The sequence below is a fragment of the Pseudomonas sp. B21-019 genome, assembly GCF_024749225.1.
Taxonomy (GTDB): Bacteria; Pseudomonadota; Gammaproteobacteria; order Pseudomonadales; family Pseudomonadaceae; genus Aquipseudomonas.
The window spans coordinates 2,475,982-2,496,302 of sequence record NZ_CP087193.1; the positions used below are offsets into that span (position 1 = coordinate 2,475,982).

Genomic DNA, 20,321 nt, shown 5'->3' on the forward strand with positions numbered 1-20,321 from the left:
ACAGGCGATTTTTCTCAGAGTGTCGGGGCGTAGACTTCGCGACCGGCGAACCAGGTTTGCAGCACTTGGGTGTCGTGCAGGGCTTTCTCATCGACGCTGAACACGTCGCGGTCCAGCACGATGAAATCGGCTTGCTTGCCGGGGCTCAACGAGCCGATTTGCTTCTCTAGACCGATAGTGCGGGCGGCGTTGAGGGTGTAGGCGTAGAACATCGTTTCCCGGTCGATGCGTTCGTCGGCGTTCAACACACCCAACGGGCCGTTTCGGGTGATCGCCTGGGCCATGGCGTTCCACGGATTGGGCGAAGACACCGGCCAGTCGCTGGCCCCGGCGATCGTCGCGCCCTGTTTGAGCAGCGAGTGCGCCGGGTACTGATAGCGGAAGGCGAGGGCGCTGACGTAAGGCTTGATCATGTCCAGGGTGTAATCGTCGGCGGAGGCCCAGAGCAACTGCATGGAGGCGATGACGTTGAGCGGTTTGAACCGCGCAAACTCTTTCGGGTTGACCATTTGCAAGTGGGTGATCGAGTGAGTCACGCCGCTCTGGCGATCCTTGCGCGCCTGGGCGATGCCGTTCAGGGATTCGCGTACCGCGCGGTCGCCGATGGCGTGGATATGCACCCGCCAGCCGCGTTGATCGATGGCACTGACCAGTTCGCCGAAGTGCTTCGGATCGATCAGCAACTCGCCCTGTTTTTGCGAGTTGGTGTAAGGATCGATCATCGCCGCGCTCTGGGCCGGGTATTCGATCACGCCGTCGGCAAAGATCTTGATGCCGGGCAGGGTCAGGTTGGGGATGCCCTGGAATTGCTGGCGGACCTTGTCCAGCGTGTCGAGATCGGCCGGTATGCTTTTCGGATTGGCCACCAGCAGCGCCGCGACGTGGGCGGTCATGCCACCGCTTTGCGACAGCGCTTTGTACACCGGCAGTACGCCGACGGTTTTCTCTGTGGGTTTAAGGGCAAACACCGGCTCGCCGGGGGCGGCGTTGGCAGCGGGGTCCATCCAGGCCGTAATGCCCAGGCTGTTGTTGTAGCGCACAGCGGTTTGCGCGGCGCGCAGCATGTCGGCGGCACTGGGCGCGGGCATTTTTAACGCAACCCGATCCCAACCGGCGTCCACCAGAAAACCGTTGGGGCTACCGTCGGCAAGCTTGCCAATGGTGTCGAGTTCGGCAGCCGGCAGGTTTTGCAGCAGGGCGGCGTCGATGCCCGCGCGTTCGAGCATGACGTTGTTGGCCCAGGCGGTGTGGTGGTCGCTGCCGGTGAATACCACGGGCACCTTGGCCCATTCGCCGCTGTTGAATTTCTTGCCGAGGGCCTCGGCCTGGGCCCAATACGCCGAACTCATGCCGGCCACGCTCAGCACATCGCCGTGTTTCGCCTTGCCGTCATCACGCCATCCGTGCAGGCGTTTTTCCAGCTCATCGAGGCCGACCACCTCATCTTCCATATTGGCCGAGGCCATTTCCAGACCGCCGAAAATCGCGTGGGAATGGCTGTCGATCAGGCCGGGCATCAACGTCTTGCCGTCGAGGTCGATCACTTTCGTTTGCGATTCAATCAAGGCTTTTATCTGTGCATCGCTGCCAACTTGCAGCACTTTGCCGTCCTGCACCGCCAGGGCCTGCACCTTGGGCTGGTTGCGGTCGGCGGTGAATATCTTGCCGTTGAGCAGCACCAGATCGGTCGCTGCCATGGCTTCCATCGAGGCAAAAGCCACAGCGGCCATCAATAGATTCGGGATGAATCTTTTCATTGAAAGTTTCCTTGTTATTACGTCTGATGGCCAGATTAGTGGCTGCTTATGCTCAACAGAACGCCTCACTCACGAAAAACGTTTTTGCCGGAATGGAAAAAGAATGGACAAGCTGGGTGCGTTGAAAATGTTCGTGGCCACGGCGCAACTGGGCAGTTTCAGCCGCGCCGCCGAGCAACTGGGCAAGACCCCGTCGGCCCTGACCAAAGCGGTCAATCACCTGGAGGCCGAGCTCGGTGCCCGGCTGTTCGAGCGCAGCACCCGGCGGATTCTGCTGACGGAAGTGGGGCGGCTCTACCTGGAAACCGCGCGTCAGGTGTTGCAGCGGCTGGACGAGGCCGGCGAGGAAATCGAGCAGTTGCAGCATGGCCTGCGCGGCAATCTGAAAATCACCGCGCCACTGGCCTATGGGCAAGCCTTTCTCGATCAGGTGTGTGGCGGTTTTCTGGAGCAGTATCCGCAGATCAATCTGCAAGTGGACCTGTGCGATGAGTTCGTCAATCTGCTGGAAAGCGGCTACGACCTGGCCCTGCGCGAAGGCCATGACGACCTGCCGGGGCTGATCGCCCGCGTCGTTGGCAGCAATCGTCTGGCGTTGTGTGGCAGCCCGGACTATCTGGCGCGCAAGGCGTTGCCGGTCACCCCGCAAACCCTCGATGAGCACGAATGGTTGCTGTATCGCCATCCCTTGCTCAGCCGCGAATTCTGGTGGGCCGAGCGCGATGGGCAGCGCTTGAGCCTGCCGCAACCCCAGGCGCCACGGCTGCGCAGCGACAATTACGACTTACTGCTGGCCAATGCGCTGGCCGGACGCGGGTTGTTGCACACGCCGCTATGGAGCGCTGCGCCGTATCTGGCCGACGGTCGACTGGTGCGGGTGATGGCGGACTACGACATCGATCCCGACAGCTTTGGCCCGCACATTCTGGCGGTGTACCCGAGCCATCGGCGAGCGACCACCAAAGTCGTGGCTTTTATCGATTACATCGCAGGGTTTCTGGCTTCTCGCGGGTTGAATGATGGCTGCGGCAAGCGTCACTGACCGAGTTTTCCCTGTAGGAGCTGACGAGTGAAACGAGGCTGCGATCTTTTGATGTTGTTTTTAAAGAGCAAGATCAAGGGATCGCAGCCTCGTTTCACTCGACAGCTCCTACGCAGCTCCTACAAGTCCTTGCCAGGAAAAAGCCGAAAGAGTACAAATGTACTCCATGACGACTTTAACTCCCCGCCGTACCGCCATCCTGACCTTCATCCGCGATCGCATCGCCGAACACGGTCAGCCCCCGAGCCTCGCTGAAATCAGCGAGGCCTTCGGTTTCGCCTCCCGTAGCGTGGCGCGCAAGCACGTGCTGGCGCTGACCGAGGCGGGTTTCATCGAGGTCAATCCGCATCAGGCGCGCGGCATCCGCTTGTTGAACCAGCCGCCGCGGCCCGAGCTGCTGGACGTTCCGGTACTGGGCCGCGTGGCGGCCGGTGCGCCGATCGGTGCCGATGCCGAGGTCCACAGCCGCTTGCTGCTCGATCCGTCGATCTTCTCGCGGGTGCCGGATTACATGCTGCGGGTCCAGGGTGATTCGATGATCGAGGACGGCATTCTCGACGGCGATCTGGTGGGCGTGCGGCGCAATCCTGAAGCGCTCAACGGCCAGATCGTGGTGGCGCGGCTCGACGGCGAAGTCACCATCAAGCGTTTCGAGCGGGTCGGTGATGCCGTTCGCCTGTTGCCGCGCAATCCGGCTTACCAGCCGATCATTGTTCGATCCGATCAGGAGCTGGCCATCGAAGGCGTGTTCTGTGGTCTGGTGAGGCAAGGGTGATGGGCGCCGTCGTTGCGCTGGATACGCTGTTCAATGGCGGCCAGGTCTGGAAGGGCCGGCCTGCGCCACTGACCGTCAGCCCGCAACCCACGGGGCATGCGGCGCTGGATGCGGCGTTGCCGAGCGGTGGCTGGCCGGAAGCGGCGCTGAGCGAAATCCTCCTGGCCGGGCAGGGCGTGGGTGAGTTGCAACTGGTGTGGCCGACGCTGGCACGGCTGTCGGCGGCGGGCGAGCGCATCGTGCTGGTGGCGCCGCCCTACGTGCCGTATCCCCAGGCCTGGCAGAACGCCGGGGTCGATCTGCGCCAGTTGTCGATCATCCAGGCCAGCGAGCGCGATGCGCTGTGGGCGGCGGAACAATGCCTGCGTTCGGGCAGTTGCGGGGCGGTGTTGTGCTGGCCGCACAAGGCCGACGACCGGGCGTTGCGACGTTTGCAGGTGGCGGCCGAAACCGGGCAGACCCTGGCATTCGCCTATCGCTCGCTCAGTGAAGCCATCAACCCGTCGCCAGCGGCCCTGCGCATCGCCATCGACGCCAAGCCTGCTCAGTTGCGGGTGCTCAAGTGCCGGGGCGGGCTGGCCCGTTCGGCGCCAATTGCCTTTGCCGTGGGGCATTGAGGTTGCCATGCGCTGGGTGTGCATTGTCTTCCCGCAATTGGCGCTGGACGCGGTACTGCGTCAGCGCCCCGACCCCGATGAGCCGTTGGCGCTGCTGACCGGCCCGGCCCAGCGGCGGGTGCTGCAAGCGGTCAACGGTGCGGCACGGGCGCTGGGTTTGCGACCCGGTCAGTCGATGACCGCCGCCCAGGCGCTGAGCAAAGGGTTCGTCTCCGCCGAATACGATGCCGCCGAAATCGAACATTGGCAGCAGTTCCTGGCCGCCTGGGCCTATCGGTTCAGCTCCCAGGTCAGCGTGCATTATCCGCGCGCCGTGGTGTTTGAAATCGAATCCAGCCTGGGCTTGTTCGGCCCTTGGCCGCAGTTCGAGGCGCGGCTGCGCGCCGAGCTCGCTGAGCTGGGGTTTCGCCATCGGATTGTCGCCGCGCCCAACCCGGTGGCGGCGCGGGTGCTGGCCAACGTTTATGACGGTCTGGTGGTGCCGGACAATGACGCCTTGCAGCATCACCTCGGGCAACTGCCCGTCGATCGCATTGCCCTGGAGCCCAGCGTTGCTACGGCGTTATCGCGCATGGGGCTGCGCACCTTGAGTCAGGTGCAGGCGCTGCCCCGGCATAGCCTGGCCCGGCGTTTCGAGGCCCAGGTGCTCAAGCATCTGGACAGCCTGTTCGGTGAGCGGCGGCTGGCGCTGGCGTTTTACCTGCCGCCGGACCGTTTCGATGTGCGCATCGAACTCAATTTCGATGTGCAATCCCATCAGGCGTTGCTGTTTCCTTTAAGACGATTGACCGGCGATCTGTCGGCGTTCCTCTGCGGCCGGGACAGCGGCGTGCAACGTTTCGACCTGCACCTGGAACACGCCGGCTTGCCGGACACCGTGATCAAGGTCGGCCTGCTCAGCGCCGAGCGCGATCCGGCGATGCTGTTCGAACTGGCCCGGGGGCGCCTGGAACAGGTTCAGGTCGAAGCCCCGGTGCGCGGTTTTCGTCTGCGCGCCGAAGATCTGCCGGCCTTCGTGCCCCAGCGTCAGGAGTTGTTCGACGACCGTCCGCAGCAGTCCTTGCCCTGGGAGCAACTGCGTGAACGCTTGCGCGCACGGCTGGGGGATGACGCGGTGCAGGGCTTGCGCTTCCAGGCCGATCACCGGCCGGAATGCGCGTGGCAGACGACTGTCGACAGCCAGGCCTGCGAGGGGCTGCCTGCCGTGCAACGCCCGGGCTGGTTGCTGACTGAACCGCAGGCGGTACACGAAAGCTCGACGCGCATCCTCATGGGGCCGGAGCGCATCGAGTCCGGCTGGTGGGACGGCGACGACGTGCGCCGCGATTACTACCTGATCGAAACCCGTTCCGGTCAGCAGGGTTGGGCCTATCGGGCGGTGGGCGAAGACGGTCCGTTGTGGCTGCAAGGCTGGTTCGCATGAGCGTCGACTATGCCGAGCTGCACTGCCTGTCCAACTTCAGTTTCCAGCGCGGTGCCTCCAGTGCGCTTGAGCTTTTTCAACGGGCGAAAAAGCAGGGCTATCAAGCGCTGGCAATCACCGACGAATGCACGCTGGCGGGTATCGTCCGTGCCTGGCAGGCGGCCAAGACCGTGGAGTTGCCGCTGATCATCGGCAGCGAAATACGTATCGAAAATGGCCCGAAACTGGTGCTGCTGGTGGAAAACCTCGAAGGTTATCAAGCCCTGTGCCGACTGATTACCCGCGCCAGACGCCGCACGCAGAAAGGCCAGTATCAGGTGCTGCGGGAGGATTTCAGCGAGCCGTTGCCGGGGCTGTTGGCGTTGTGGGCGCCGGACGCCGTCGATGATTTTGCGCAGGGCCATTGGCTGAAGCAGACCTTCGCCGAGCGCCTGTGGTTGAGCGTTCAGTTACATCGCGGGCAGGACGACACCCGGCGACTGGCGGCGCTGCTAACCCTGGCGCGGGAGCTGCGAATCCCGGCGGTGGCCAGCGGCGATGTACACATGCACACCCGGGGCCGGCGCGCCTTGCAGGACACCATGACCGCGATCCGCCATCACCTGCCGGTGGCCGAGGCCGGGTTGCGTCTGCACCCCAACGGCGAACGGCATTTGCGCGGCCTCGACGACTTGCGCGATCTCTACCCGCAGGCGCTGCTCGACGAGACCCTGAACATCGCCCGACGCTGTACTTTCGACCTCGGTCAGTTGCGTTATCAATATCCCCGGGAACTGGTGCCCGAGGGGCACACGGCCACGTCCTGGCTGCGGGTGCTGGCAGAAAAGGGGATTCGCTGGCGCTGGGAAAAAAGCCCCAAGGCCGAGGTGTTGGCGCAGATCGACAAAGAACTGGAGCTGATTGCCGAGCTGGGGTACGAGAGTTATTTCCTGACGGTTCACGACATTGTGAATTTCGCCCGCCAGCAACACATCCTTTGTCAGGGCCGCGGTTCTGCCGCCAACTCGGCGGTGTGCTTCGTGCTGGGGATCACGGAGATCGACCCGGATCGCAGCACGCTGCTGTTCGAGCGCTTTCTCTCCAGGGAGCGCAACGAACCGCCGGATATCGACGTGGATTTCGAGCATGAGCGGCGCGAAGAAGTCCTGCAGTATGTGTTTCAGCGTTATGGCCGGGCTCGTGCGGCGCTGACGGCGGTGGTCAGCACTTACCACGGTGCCGGCGCAATCCGCGACGTGGCCAAGGCGTTGGGTTTGCCGCCGGATCAGGTCAACGCCCTGGCCGACTGTTGCGGCCACTGGAGTAATCAGGCGCCGCCCGTCGAGCGTCTGCGTGAAGGGGGGTTCGATCCCGATAGCCCGGTGTTGCGTCGAGTGCTGAGCCTGACCCAGCAACTGATCGGTTTTCCCCGGCACCTGTCTCAGCACCCTGGCGGTTTTGTGATTTCCGAGCAGCCTCTGGACAGCCTGGTGCCGGTGGAAAACGCCGCCATGGCCGAACGCACCATCATCCAGTGGGACAAGGACGATCTGGATGCGGTCGGGCTGCTCAAGGTCGATATTCTGGCGCTGGGCATGCTCAGCGCGATTCGCCGTTGTTTCGATCTGCTGCGTCGGCACCGAGGCCGTGACCTGAGCCTGGCGACGGTGCCGGCCGAAGACCCGCAAACCTACGAGATGATTGGCCATGCGGACACCATCGGGGTGTTCCAGATCGAGTCCCGGGCACAGATGTCGATGCTGCCCAGGCTCAAACCCAAGAACTTCTACGATCTGGTGATCGAGGTGGCGATCGTTCGTCCGGGGCCGATTCAGGGGGGGATGGTGCATCCCTATCTGCGGCGGCGTAAGGGCGAAGAAGAAGTGAAATACCCGTCGAAAGAACTTGAAGCGGTGCTCAAGCGTACGCTGGGCGTGCCGCTGTTCCAGGAACAGGTGATGCAGATCGCGATTGTCGCCGCCGACTACAGCCCCGGCGAGGCCGATCAATTGCGCCGCTCCATGGCGGCCTGGAAACGCCATGGCGGATTGGAACCGCACAAGGAACGTTTGGCGGACGGTATGAAGAAAAACGGCTACACGGCGGAGTTCGCCGCGCAGATCTTCGAGCAGATCAAAGGCTTCGGCGATTACGGTTTTCCCGAATCCCACGCCGCCAGTTTCGCCTTGCTGACCTACGCCAGTTGCTGGTTGAAATGCCACGAGCCGGCAGCTTTCGCCTGTGCGCTGATCAACAGCTGGCCCATGGGTTTCTACAGCCCGGACCAGATTCTCCAGGACGCCCGTCGCCATCATTTGCAGATTCGCCCGGTGGACGTGCGGGCCAGCGACTGGGATTGCAGCCTGGAACCGATCATCGGCGCGCAGCCGGCGATTCGCATGGGGCTGCGAATGATCAAGGGCTTTCGCGAAGACGATGCCCGGCGCATCGAGATGGCAAGGTCGAAAGGGGCGTTTGCCGACATCGCCGACCTTGGCGAACGGGCACGACTCGATGCTCGCGCCCAGGAACAACTGGCTGATGCCGGTGCACTGCGCGGGCTGGCCGGTGACCGGCATCGGGCGCGCTGGGAGGTGGCGGGGGTGCAGAAGCAGCTCGGTTTGTTTGCCGGTCTGCCGAGTCAGGAAGAGCCGGCAGTGGAGCTGCCCAAACCCACCGTGGGCGAGGACCTGCAAGCCGATTACGCCAGTGTCGGCAGCACCCTCGGCCCGCATCCGCTGGCGTTGCTGCGGGGGGAACTCAAGGCCCGGCGCTGTCGCAGCTCCAGGGAATTGCTGATGGTCGAGCATGGGCGTCCGGTCAGCGTCGCCGGGCTGGTCACCGGTCGGCAGCGTCCGGGAACCGCCAGCGGTGTGACCTTCGTGACGCTTGAAGACGAATTCGGCAACGTCAACGTGGTGGTCTGGCGCGACCTGGCCGAACGGCAACGGCAGGTATTGGTCGGCTCGCAATTGCTCAAGGTCGACGGGCGCTGGGAAAAGGTGGGCGAGGTGCGGCACCTGATTGCCGGACGCTTGAGCGACCTGAGTTCATTGCTCGACGGTATCCATGTGCGCAGCCGGGATTTCCGCTGAGCCTCAACATTGACTGAATACATGCGTAGGAGCTGCCGAAGGCTGCGATCTTTTGATCTTGACCTTTAAAAAGCAAAATCAAAAGATCGCAGCCTGCGGCAGCTCCTACAGAAGCAATCACGTTCTCCGAAATACGGTTGCGATAGAGTCCGGTCGAGAATCAGCTATACCTATGAAACCATTGGCGTCGGCGATGCTCGAAAACAAACGGGCACGCACAGTCTCCTCGCACTGCCTGAAAACATGTCATTCACAAGGCATAGGCCAGTCGATGCAGTTTCTAGACAATAGCCACGGATGTACCGGCTGGAGCGGCGAAATGGCCGAACGTATCCGTGCGTTCGACTGGAGCCTGACCGAACTCGGTCGCATCGACACCTGGCCCGGGAGTCTGTGCAGCGCGGTGCAGTTACTGCTTGCTTCACCGCTGCCGATGGTGATGCTGTGGGGCCGCCCCGGTTACATGATCTATAACGACGCCTACTCAAGATTTGCCGGTGGCCGCCATCCTTACCTGCTGGGCTCCCCGGTGGAGTTGGGCTGGCCGGAGGTCGCCGAATTCAATCGGCAAGTGGTGGACACCTGCCTTGCGGGCGGCACCTTGTCCTATCACAACAAAGCCCTGGTATTGCTGCGCGACGGCGTTCCCGAAGACGTCTGGATGGACCTTTACTACAGCCCGGTCGCCGATGATGACGGGTGTCCCGCCGGGGTCATGGCAATGGTGGTCGAAACCACTGACCATGTGATTTCCGAACGCCGACGCCAGGAAGCCGAAAACGCCTACCGTGCCGACAATGAAAGGGTTCGCCTGGCCCTCAATGCCGGGGCTTTGCTCGGCTCGTTTGTCTGGGACATCAAGGCTGATGTGCTATCGGGCGACGAGCGATTCGCCCGCACGTTTTCCTATCCGCCAGGCCAGGACCTGGCCAACCTGCCACCGGCCATCGCCCAAATGCAGATCCATCCCGATGATCGCAGCTGGGCCCGGGAGCGGATGAATCAGTCGGTGGAAACCGGCGTGCCCTATAACGCCGAATATCGGGTTCTGCGTCCCGATGGCAGTTACCTGTGGGTGCTCGCCAGCGGGTGTTGCGAGTTCAATGAGCAAGGTGAAGCGTTGCGCTTTCCCGGGGTGTTGATCGACATCCACGAACGCAAGATTGCCGAAGAGTCCTTGCTCAAGTTCACCCGCAACCTGGAGCAACGAGTCGCTGAAGAAGTCGAGGCGCGGCTGGCGGCCGAAGAGCAGCTGCGTCAATCACAGAAGCTCGAAGCCATTGGTGGTCTCACCGGCGGGGTGGCCCATGACTTCAACAACCTGTTACAGGTGATCGCCGGCAACCTGCACTTGCTGGCGCGTCACGAGCCGGACAACGCCAACGTGCAGCGCCGGGTCGGCGCCTCGATTGCCGCAGTCGAGCGCGGGGCCAAATTGTCTTCGCAATTACTCGCTTTTGCCCGACGTCAGCCGTTGTCACCGGCCGTATGCGACCCACGGCAGATCTTCGAAGACCTCGGGGAATTATTGCAACGTGCGCTGGGAGAGACGATCCAGATCAAGGTGTCCGCACCTGACGATCCATGGCGCCTCTACGTGGACTGCAATCAACTGGAAAACGCCATTCTCAACCTTGCGATCAACGCCCGAGATGCCATGAACGGCGAGGGGACCATTGCCCTGAGCGCAGAGAACATCGTCCTCGACCGCAAGTTTTGCGCCGGCAAGGGCATCGTCGCTGGCGATTATGTCTGCCTGACGGTGGCGGACTCAGGCGTCGGCATGCCGCCGCAAGTGCTTGCACAGGCCTTCGAGCCGTTTTTCACCACCAAGGCTGATGGTCAAGGCACCGGCCTGGGGTTGAGTATGGTGTTCGGGTTCGTCAAACAGAGCGGCGGGCATATCGAGATTTCCAGTGTCGTCGGGCGGGGCACTCGGGTGCAGCTGTATTTCCCTCGCAGCTTGCGCCCGTTGCCTGACGAAACAATGCGCCATGCTCCGCAGCACCGGGGCGGGCATGAAACCATTCTGGTGGTCGAGGACAACGAAGCGGTGCGCAGTTCGGCCGTGGACTTGTTGTGCGAAGAGGGCTATCAGGTTCTGACTGCGGCCAACGGTGACCTGGCGATGCAGATGTTGCTCGACGGCGCGACAGTGGACCTGATCTTCACCGACGTGGTCATGCCCGGCTTGATCAAAAGCCCGGACCTGGCCGCCTGGGCCAAGGTGCAAAACCCTCCAGTGGCGGTGCTGTTTACCTCCGGACACACCCGCGACATCATTTCGCGCGATCACCAACTCAGCTCCGACACTTATCTGCTGAGTAAACCTTATGGTCCCGAGGCGCTGACACGAATGGTTCGTACGGTACTCGGTGGTTGATTCAAGGGGGGCTTTCCAGGTGCTCGGGCAAGGGGGATATCGCGTTGGCGACAGGACGACGAACGGACACCGCTGGTCTGATAGACGGTCGACAGAACCGGGTAAGCGAGGCCATTCTGATAGTTGGCGAACGCCATCGATCACGTTTGCCACCGATTAACAAACGGAGGTGTTCCATGCCGGTGACCCATGACCTTTATCAGGACTTGCGCTGCACGAAGGAAGAGATCCAGCAAAAACGCACCAAGGATCCGTTACTGGATTCACTGCTCAACAAGTACATCCAGGCGGACGCAGAGGTGGTGAAGGCCGAGTCCGCACAATCGGATGCGCCCAGCGATGAGGTACTGAAGAAGCTCAAGGAGAAGCGTGTGCAGGTCAAGGACAAGATCGCTGAGCGACTTAAGACGCCGTCCTGAGACGCTGTGCAGAATCACCGACGACCGGTGACTGAACAATTGGAACGGGGATCAATACGAGATCTGCGTTGATTCAAAATCAAAAGATCGTCCGAACGCGACCCGAGCCTTCGGACGATCTTTTGGCTACACCCTCTATTTCAATGTTGCACTCAACGGCAACCGCGCCATATGCCGCGCTTTCAGCGACCCCAGATACAACCAGTCCCCATATTCGCGCACGGTGGTGATGGGTGAGTAGTTGCCGCTGCTGGCGTCCTGCAGATTGGCAATCACTTTGCCGTCGAGGTCCAGGCCCAGGACGAAGGCGCGTTTCTCCAGGGGTTTGGGCAGGATAGTCATCGCCCGCACGATCATTTTGCGTACCAGAGGGTAGGGCGCCGTGGTGTCGAGCAGTGCAGTGCGCGGTGCATACAGTGCCACCCAGAAACGGTCGCGGCCATTGAATGCCAGGTTGTCCGGCAGCCCGGGCAAATTGTCGATGAACAGATCGTGGGTGCCGGCTTTCGGCCCGGTCAGCCAATAGCGGCTGATGCGATAGGCGCCGGTTTCATTGACCAGCACAAACGCGTCGTCCGGCCCCAGTGTCACGCCGTTGGCGAACTCCAGTTTGTCCAGCAGGACCGCCGTAATGCCGGTCTGGAAGTTATAACGCAGCAAACGGCCGTCGCCACCGTGCTCAATGATCGCCTCGCCGTCCTTGCCGTAGCCCCAACGGCTGGAGGAGTCGCTGAAATAAGCGTAATGCCCGGGCTTGTCGATGGCCACGTCATTGGTAAAACCGAAGGGCAGGTTGTTGGCCGTGGTGGTCAATGGAATCAACCGGCCCTGAGTGTCGAGCGACAGCAAACCTTTGACCCCGTCGGCGATCACCAACAAACCATTGGGGTGCCGCGCCAGGCCCAGCGGCCTGCCGCCGGTATCGGCCAGCACCTGGGTGGTTTTGCCGTCGAGGCTGGTGCGAATCAACCGGCCGTCATGCAGGCCGGTGATAAGGACGTCTTTCTCCAGCAGCAACGCCTCAGGGCCGTCGATGTCAGCAGCACCGACACGTTTCACGCCTTTGAGTCGCTGATTGTCGGCGTAGATGCCATCGACGAGGGAGGGCGCCGTTAGCGGTGTCCAGGCTACCGGTTGAACCTTGGTCGGCAATAGAAACAGCAAGGCGCTGATCACGATGATCAGCAGCAGCAATAAATGCCGAAACTTGAGGGGTCTTTTCATGCGCTGACTCCTGCCAGGGCCAGATGTTTATGCGCCATCTCGCGTAACGCCAGCATCGACTCCGCCGATTCGCGCTCGATGCGCCGCTTGAGCAACAGGCGATTGGCAATGCGCATCCCCAGGCCGCTGAAGTGATACTCCAGGGTGCGGACAAACCGCGTGTCATCGCCCTCAACCTCACACTCGTAAGTCACCACCAACGACAGACCATGATCGCCCCGGGCCTGAGCCCTCCAGCGGCGTCCGGGCAGGTATTCGTCGACTTCCCAGCTCAAGTGCCCCTCACGCCCGCCGGCCCGAATGTCTTCCTCGAACCGTGCTCCGGCATACAACGGCCCGCTCTGCCCGTCGACCTTGAGGGAGGACGGATGCCACTGCGGCCAATGGGTCGCGGTGCTGGCGTAGGCGAGCACAGCCACTGGGTTTCCAGCGATGTCGATCACATGCTGCATACGGGTCATGGACGTTCTCGTCGTGTGCGGGGGCGTTTGTTCCGGTTCCCAGTAGAGGGTGCCGAACAGGTAGTCCATCAGGGGCAACACGATATTGAAATTGCGCTCCTGCATCAGCTCACGACGGTGATGCAGCTCATGCAGACGGCGCATCTGGCGGATCCACGGCAAACGCGTCACCGGGTTGCCGGGCGGTAGATGTTCGCAGGCATGGAACACCTCGTAGGTCAGGTAACCGAGCACCATGCAGCCGCCAAACAGCCCCGCGACGTTGCTATTGAACTGAGCCAGCAGCCACCAGACAGGCGCCGTGATGACGAGGGTGTGCAACACGATCAGCCAGGCTGGAAACAGAATCACCCGCCAGTCCCGGGCACTGTCACAGGTCATGTGGCCGGGGGTGAAAAAGCTGTGATGGTCACCGGCGTGACGGGCGTAGAACATCCGCGCCAGGCTCTTTTTGTGGTGCCCCAGATGCCGATGCACGACGTACACGCCTAAGTTGAAAAACAACAGGGTCAGCGGCACCGCCAGCCATTCCAGCGGTTGCACCTGATGCACCGTGCTCCAGAACCCACCGATGGCCAGCAACCCGAACAGCAACACAAAGGCACCGTGCAACCAAGGGTTGTAGAGCGGATGAATATCGGCACGGTAGCGCGCGCGGAACGCTTCGGTGGTCTGCCTCACTGAGTTCACCTGTGGTTATTGTTATAACCAGCAGATTAGCCGATCCCGCCGCACAGGCAGGCCGAACCTTGAGGACACAAGCGCCATGCTCCGGTGCAAGACGCCCGTATGGTGTCAGGTCAGCGGGTTCCAGCGCTGGGACCAGTCGTCGTCCGTATTGATCACTTCACGCAGCAGGTCGAATGCACGTTGCAGGGTCGCCGAGTCGCGGTCCCTGGAGTAAACCAGATAGGTCGGGTAGCTGAACTCCGGAGCTTTGGGCACCTGTTCCAACAAGCCGTTTTCCAGGTAACTCTGGACCACCCGAGTGCGGAAATAGCCGCTGCCGCCGTTTTCCAGGATGTATTGCAAGGCCAGCGGGCCGAGGTTGAAACTCAGGGCTGCCTTGGCTTTTTCCGGCAGCGCCGCATCGTGCTGACGACGGAAATCCGGGCCCCAGTCGATATACACGTAAGGATCGGGTTTTCCGGCCAAGCGTACCAGGATCAGTTTTTCTTCCAGCACCTGCTCGACTTGCAGGCGTGGCCAGTATTCGGGCTGATAGACCAGCGCCGCATCCAACACCCCCAACTCCAGTTGGCGCAGCAGGTTTTCGCCGTCGCGGATTTCCATGCGCAGGGCGTGGCTGGGAATCTTCTCGCGCAGTTCCCCGGCCCAACTGAGCATCAGCGGGTTGCACAGGCTGACCTCGCCACCGATGTGCAGCACGTCGCGGTAGCCCTCGGGCAGCGGCAAGTCGCGACGAGCGGCTTCCCAGGTCTGCACCAGTTGATTGGCGTAAACCACAAAAGCTTCGCCGTTCGGCGTCAGGCGCGCACCGGCGCGATTGCGCACGAACAGCGTGCTGCCCAGCTGACTTTCGAGCTTCTGCACCCGGGCAGTGATCGCGGTCTGGGTGACGTGCAGCTTTTCAGCCGCCGCGGCCAGGCTGCCGTGGCGGACAATTTCCAGAAAGGTGCGGGCGAGGTCGATGTCCATGGGCAGGCCGATGAGGGAGGTGCGGGCATTGTAAGAGCAGCCATGGTCTTCCGATACCGTCTGTGGCGAGGGAGCTTGCTCCCGCTGGGGCGCGAAGCGGCCCCAAGCCTGTTTCAGATGCATCTCATCGGATGGTTTACGGCTGCTGCGCAGCCGGACGGGAGCAAGCTCCCTCGCCACAGATTTCACTGCCCGACCTAATCATCTCGTGCCAAACAATCAGTCCGCTAACTCAATCTCCTTCACCACCGCCCAATCGGCCACCAACCGCTGCGGTGTGCCACACGCCTTGCGCTTGAGCACAAAGTTACGGCACTTCTCGGCGAACTGTTTACGGTTTTTCACCATGTCCTGGTGCATTTCTTCCAGCTCGGCATTGCGGCAGTGCTGCATCAATTGAGTATCGAACCGGTTTTTACGCTCACGCACCGCCTGGTACGCCGGATCACTCAACGCTCCATTGGCGCGCTGCAACAGCCACAGGCCAAACTCGTCCGGACAGCGCGGGCCGATTTCCTGGACCAGGCCTAACTGCAAGGCCTGGGTGGCGCTGATCGGCAGGCAGTCTTCGGTGAGTTTTTCCGCCATCGCCGGGCCGACGGCGCGGGGCAGGCTGTAGGTCCAGTATTCGGAGCCGTACAGGCCCATGGTTTTGTAATGGGGATTGAGCACGATCTCGGACCGGGCGAAGACGATGTCGGCAGCCAGCGCCAGCATCACGCCACCGGCCCCGGCATTGCCGGTCAGGCCGCTGACCACCAGTTGCCGGGCGTCGAGCAGTTCCTGGCAGACGTCGTCGATCGCCTGAATATTGGCCCAGGCTTCCAGCCCCGGAACCGCTGCGGCCTGGATCACATTGAGGTGCACGCCGTTGGAGAAACTGCCGCGTCCACCCTTGATCAGCAGCACTTGGGTGTTCCGGGACTTGGCCCAGCGCAGGGCCTCCACCAGTCGTTGGCACTGTTCGGTGCTCATGGCGCCGTTGTAAAACTCGAAGGTCAGCTCGCCGACATGCCCCGACTCGCGATAGCGGATCGGTTGATAGCTTTCGTTGTTAAACGGCTGAGAGGCGATCGACCAATCAAGGGTCGGGACTTGCGCAAGCTGTTCGGCGAGCACATGCCGGGCCGGACGCTTGAAGGTTTCTTCGCCGGGCCGGGGTTTGCGTCGCAGCGAACCGATCCACAGGCTGTGATCACCGGTCGCGACCAGCACCGCATCGTCGTGCACCGCGAGAATCTCTCCCGGCGTGCCGCTACGCGAATCCAGATGAGCGTCATACAGGTAATACTGACCGCCGGCCAGGCTGGCCAATACGCCAGGCTGACCGTCGGCGGCGTCGATGCTGCGTTTGATGAAGTGTGCGCTGTCGTGCCAGCTGAAGATCCGGTCAGCTTGCTTCATGTTCGGCTGCAAGCGGCCAATCACATGGCGTTGGCTGTAGTCCAAAGGCACTGGCTCGAAACCGTCGATAAACTTTTCCACGACTTCGCGGATGCAGGCGATTGCCGCGTCGCTGACGCGCCCGTTGTACAACTCGGACTTGCGCAGACCCTGAGGCAGGTTGAATTCACAAGTGGCCCAGACCGGCCCGGCGTCCATTTCCTCCACCGCTTGCAACGCGGTCACGCCCCAACGGTTGAGTTCACGGGTGATCGCCCAGTCCAGCGCACTGGCGCCACGGTCGCCGACGATGCCCGGATGAATGATCACCACAGGGCGCTTGAGGTTGCTCCACAGTTGCTGCGGTACCCGATCCTTGAGAAACGGGCAGATCACCAGATCGGCGCCGGAGTGTTCAATCTGTTCGCACACCGAGTCTTCATCGGTGAACAGCACCACGCTGGGTGAGTGACCGGCCTGACGCAAGTCCAGCCAGGCCCGCTGGGTCAGGCCGTTGAACGCCGATGCCAGCAGAATGATTTTCAATGACCGCATGATTGACTCTTCCTTGAGAATGATCGGCCGCAGGCTCCCGATGAGCCGTCCTTGGCCTTCGATGGAAGAGCGATAGTAGAGAGTGTGGGGGGGAGGGCAACTGATCGAGATCAAGCTTGTGTCAGCGAGTGTTGCAGAGGCTCAAAATCAAAAGTTCGTCCGAAGGCTCGGGCCGCGTTCGGACGATCTTTTCTCTTTTCAAAACGCAAAACACGAACAGCCAAACGCCCCCCAGAACCCTTGAAAGTCACTGACCGGCGCCGACGACAACCGCGCCCGTTCATGGCTGTGGGCATGCACCGCGCAAGCGCCCACACACTGGTGCACTTGCGCGGTCATTGGCGCCAGGGGTTTCCAGTGCCCCGGTACATTCACCACCGGCGACCACTCAGGCACCACCGGGATTGGCGGAGGCCCCAGTTTTTCGAACTCGACGCTACCGTGGACGATCTTGCCGTCGACAATGGTCAGCACCGACTCGATCCACTTTATGGCTTCGTCTTCGATGTGAAAGTAGTCCGCCGACAGCGCAATCAGGTCCGCCAGTTGCCCGACTTTGATCTGGCCTTTCTTGCCTTGTTCGGAGGAAAACCAGGCGCTGCCGTGGGTGTACAGTTCCAGTGCGGTATCGCGGCTCAAGCCTTGCGGGTAGAGCGCCAGCCCGCCGACGGTGCGACCGCTGACCAGCCAGTACAGCGAGGTCCAGGGGTTGTAGCTGGAGACGCGCGTGGCATCGGTGCCGGCGCCCACGGGTACGCCCTCGGCGAGCATTCGTGCGATAGGTGGCGTGGCTTCGGCCGCTTTGGCGCCGTAACGGTCGACGAAGTATTCGCCCTGGAACGCCATGCGGTCCTGAATGGCGATGCCGCCACCCAGGGCCTTGACCCGTTCGATGTTCCGGGGGGTGATGGTTTCGGCGTGATCGAAGAACCACGGCAAACCGTTGAACGGAATATCGCGGTTGACCTTCTCGAACACGTCGAGCATGCGGCCGATGGATTCGTTGTAGGTGGCGTGCAAACGGAAGGGCCAGCGCTGCTCCACCAGATGCCGCACCACCGGTTCCAGCTCCTGCTCCATGGTTTGCGGCAGGTCCGGGCGTGGTTCGAGGAAGTCTTCGAAATCCGCTGCCGAGAACACCAGCATCTCGCCGGCGCCGTTGTGCCGCAGGAAGTCATCGCCCTGGCCGTAATGGGAAGTGCTGGTCCAGTTCTTGAAGTCGGTCAGTTCTTCCTTGGGTTTCTGGGTGAACAGGTTGTAGGCAATGCGCACCGTGAGCTGTTGGTCTTTGGCCAATTGCTGGATGACTTGATAGTCGTCCGGGTAATTCTGATAACCGCCGCCGGCATCGATGGCGCTGGTGACACCCAGTCGATTGAGTTCGCGCATGAACTGGCGGGTCGAGTTGACCTGATATTCCAGTGGCAGCTTCGGCCCCTTGGCCAGGGTCGAGTAGAGGATCATCGCATTCGGGCGGGCGATCAGCATGCCGGTGGGGTCGCCATTGGCATCGCGCTGGATCTCGCCGCCCGGCGGGTTCGGCGTGTCGCGGGTGTAGCCGACCACTTTCAGTGCGGCACGGTTGAGCAGGGCGCGGTCGTAGAGGTGCAGGACGAATACCGGAGTGTCCGGCGCGGCTTTGTTCAGTTCTTCAAGGGTCGGCATGCGTTTTTCGGCAAACTGGAACTCGTTCCAGCCACCGACCACCCGCACCCATTGCGGCGTGGGTGTGCGGTCGGCCTGATCCTTGAGCATGCGCAAGGCATCGGCCAGGGACGGCACGCCTTCCCAGCGCAATTCGAGGTTGTAGTTCAGGCCGCCACGGATCAGGTGCAGGTGCGAGTCGTTGAGGCCGGGAATCACTGTGCGGCCATGCAGGTCAACGATTTGTGTGCCGGGGCCTTGCAGGGCCATGGCCTGGGCATCGCTGCCGACCACCACAAAGCGCCCGTCCTTGATCGCGACGGCGCTGGCCTGGGGTTTCTTGCGGTCGACGGTGTGCAGGCGTCCGTTGTACAGAATCAGGTCGGCGGGGGTGTCGGGCATGGTTTTACTCCCTGCGGTTAGCGGACTGATCCAGGCACCGATGGCGCCTGCCGAAAGACCTTGCAGTACACGGCGGCGACTGAAGTCATTGTGCTCGTCAGGTGGGCTCATGGCAGTGCTCTCCACACAGTTCTTCATAAAAGAAGCGAGGGCAAACAGCCGATGTCTGACGCATGCGGCCAGAAGGAATATAGTCGGCATATCCACAGATAGCCGTTTTCCGAGGGTGAAAAACGACGAATCCCGCCACGAGGGGCGGGATTCGCATGCAGCCAGAGAGGCTCCCGGTAGCGGGAGCCGTCGCCTTAGCCTGGGAACAGCTCGGACAGTTTCATGGCCAGCATCATGTCGCCTTCAGCGCGCAGTTTACCGCCCATGAACGCTTGCATGCCGTCGGTCGAACCGTCGACGATGCCTTCCAGGGTTTCGCCGTCCATGACCAGAGTCACCTGGGCGTCCGGGTTTTCGCCTTCTTGCAGCTCACAGGTGCCGTCTTTGACGATCAGCGAGAAGTTCTTGGTGTCGTCGATGCGGAAACCGAATACCAGGTCCAGACCGGCAGCAGCGGCTGGGTTGAACTTGGCTTTCATTGCTTGTACGGCATCAGCTACGGAGGTCATGGTTCGATCCTTTCTTGGGTAATAAGAGCTGGGTGAATACAGCCAGGGTCACAATAGTCCGGAATCAACGAAACGTGATGAGTTCCGGGGCCTTCAGCAGTTGCAGGTGCGTGTGACTGTTGAAGGAAGCCAGGGCCACCTCGCGGCCACGAAACTTGAGCAGGTTGAGCGAGGTGTTGACGATTTGCCAGTTCAGCTCAAAGGCCTGCCGGGCAGGCATTTGCGTAATAAGGTGGAGCAGGGCAGTGATGGTGCCGCCGGAGGTGAACACGGCGATTTTCTGGGTGTTGTCGGCATTTTCGAGCAGCCGCTGCAGGCCAGCCTGTACACGATCGACGAAGCCCAGCCAGCTTTCCAGGCCCGGTGTGTCAAAGGTGCCGGCGAGCCAGCGCTCGATGATCAGGGCGAAGATGCGTTGGAACTCGGCACGGTTTTGCGCGGCGTTGCGCAAGATCTCCAGCGCCTCGGGCTCGTCTTCCAGCATGGCCGGCAGCAGGGCGCGGATCACCGCGTCGGCGTCGAATTCGTTGAAAGCGCAATCGATTTCCAGTGTCGGTACCGGCAAACCGACGGCGGCGAGCTGTTCCAGCGCGCTGGTGGCCGTATGTTGCTGACGGCGCAGGTCGCCCGACAGACAGCGATCGAAGCTGACACCGAGTTCGGCCAGGTGCCGGCCGAGGACTTCTGCCTGGCGAATACCGGTCGGCGACAGAACGTCATAGTCGTCTGCACCAAAGGAGGCCTGGCCATGTCGAATCAAGTAGATGCTGCCCACGTCCGCGTCATCCCGGTACGTTGAAGGTTTGGCGAGGTTATGAGGATGGCGGTGAGCTGTCAATGAAAAAACATACGCTTGTTTGAAATGCCCGTTACAGGCCTGCTG

15 protein-coding genes are annotated in these 20,321 nt (G+C 61.7%); 7 read left to right on the plus strand and 8 right to left on the minus strand.

What is annotated here, in order from left to right; all coding sequences use genetic code 11:
- Positions 1-14 precede the first annotated feature (14 nt).
- On the minus strand, positions 15-1,757 hold the full coding sequence (locus tag LOY36_RS11255) for an amidohydrolase (RefSeq protein ID WP_258673523.1): 1,743 nt from the start codon (positions 1,755-1,757) through the stop codon (positions 15-17).
- Between the two features lie 103 nt (positions 1,758-1,860).
- Here LOY36_RS11255 and LOY36_RS11260 point away from each other — a divergent pair, with 103 nt between their 5' ends.
- From LOY36_RS11260 to LOY36_RS11290, 7 genes are all read left to right on the plus strand, one after another.
- Positions 1,861-2,799: a LysR family transcriptional regulator gene (locus LOY36_RS11260; protein ID WP_258673524.1), complete on the plus strand. Its 939-nt coding sequence runs from the start codon at positions 1,861-1,863 to the stop codon at positions 2,797-2,799.
- 157 nt (positions 2,800-2,956) lie between these two features.
- Positions 2,957-3,574: a transcriptional repressor LexA gene (lexA, locus tag LOY36_RS11265; RefSeq protein WP_258673528.1), complete on the plus strand. Its 618-nt coding sequence runs from the start codon at positions 2,957-2,959 to the stop codon at positions 3,572-3,574.
- Positions 3,574-4,191: a translesion DNA synthesis-associated protein ImuA gene (gene imuA / locus LOY36_RS11270; RefSeq protein ID WP_258673530.1), complete on the plus strand. Its 618-nt coding sequence runs from the start codon at positions 3,574-3,576 to the stop codon at positions 4,189-4,191. Before lexA ends, imuA begins: the two co-directional genes overlap by 1 nt.
- Positions 4,192-4,198: 7 nt before the next feature.
- Positions 4,199-5,614, plus strand: coding sequence for a DNA polymerase Y family protein (locus LOY36_RS11275; RefSeq protein WP_258673532.1), 1,416 nt, complete (start codon positions 4,199-4,201; stop codon positions 5,612-5,614).
- Positions 5,590-8,688 (plus strand): error-prone DNA polymerase, encoded by a 3,099-nt coding sequence (locus LOY36_RS11280; RefSeq protein WP_408981108.1) that lies wholly within the window; start codon positions 5,590-5,592, stop codon positions 8,686-8,688. The genes LOY36_RS11275 and LOY36_RS11280 overlap by 25 nt, the downstream gene beginning before the upstream one ends.
- Positions 8,689-9,007: 319 nt before the next feature.
- Positions 9,008-11,071: a PAS domain-containing sensor histidine kinase gene (locus LOY36_RS11285; RefSeq protein ID WP_258673538.1), complete on the plus strand. Its 2,064-nt coding sequence runs from the start codon at positions 9,008-9,010 to the stop codon at positions 11,069-11,071.
- 176 nt (positions 11,072-11,247) lie between these two features.
- Positions 11,248-11,490: a DUF465 domain-containing protein gene (locus LOY36_RS11290; RefSeq protein WP_019649197.1), complete on the plus strand. Its 243-nt coding sequence runs from the start codon at positions 11,248-11,250 to the stop codon at positions 11,488-11,490.
- Between the two features lie 135 nt (positions 11,491-11,625).
- On the opposite strand, the gene LOY36_RS11295 is transcribed toward LOY36_RS11290, so the two are convergent.
- From LOY36_RS11295 to LOY36_RS11325, 7 genes are all read right to left on the minus strand, one after another.
- Positions 11,626-12,714 carry an SMP-30/gluconolactonase/LRE family protein gene (locus LOY36_RS11295; RefSeq protein WP_258673539.1) on the minus strand — a complete coding sequence of 363 codons (1,089 nt, stop codon included), beginning with the start codon at positions 12,712-12,714 and terminating at the stop codon, positions 11,626-11,628.
- Positions 12,711-13,856, minus strand: a complete 1,146-nt coding sequence (locus tag LOY36_RS11300; protein ID WP_258673540.1) for an SRPBCC family protein — start codon at positions 13,854-13,856, stop codon at positions 12,711-12,713. Before LOY36_RS11300 ends, LOY36_RS11295 begins: the two co-directional genes overlap by 4 nt.
- A gap of 114 nt (positions 13,857-13,970) precedes the next feature.
- A complete protein-coding gene (locus LOY36_RS11305) occupies positions 13,971-14,834 on the minus strand; it encodes a LysR family transcriptional regulator (protein ID WP_258673541.1) in 864 nt (287 codons plus the stop codon).
- Between the two features lie 219 nt (positions 14,835-15,053).
- A complete protein-coding gene (locus LOY36_RS11310) occupies positions 15,054-16,772 on the minus strand; it encodes a hydrogenase maturation protein (protein ID WP_258673542.1) in 1,719 nt (572 codons plus the stop codon).
- Between the two features lie 198 nt (positions 16,773-16,970).
- The gene (locus LOY36_RS11315) at positions 16,971-18,818 is read right to left on the minus strand and encodes an amidohydrolase (protein WP_258674167.1); all 1,848 of its coding nucleotides are present in this window, start codon (positions 18,816-18,818) and stop codon (positions 16,971-16,973) included.
- 305 nt (positions 18,819-19,123) lie between these two features.
- Positions 19,124-19,438 (minus strand): SCP2 sterol-binding domain-containing protein, encoded by a 315-nt coding sequence (locus LOY36_RS11320; RefSeq protein ID WP_007941766.1) that lies wholly within the window; start codon positions 19,436-19,438, stop codon positions 19,124-19,126.
- A 64-nt stretch (positions 19,439-19,502) separates the two neighbouring features.
- Positions 19,503-20,213 (minus strand): histidine phosphatase family protein, encoded by a 711-nt coding sequence (locus LOY36_RS11325; RefSeq protein ID WP_258673543.1) that lies wholly within the window; start codon positions 20,211-20,213, stop codon positions 19,503-19,505.
- Between the last annotated feature and the right edge of the window lie 108 nt (positions 20,214-20,321).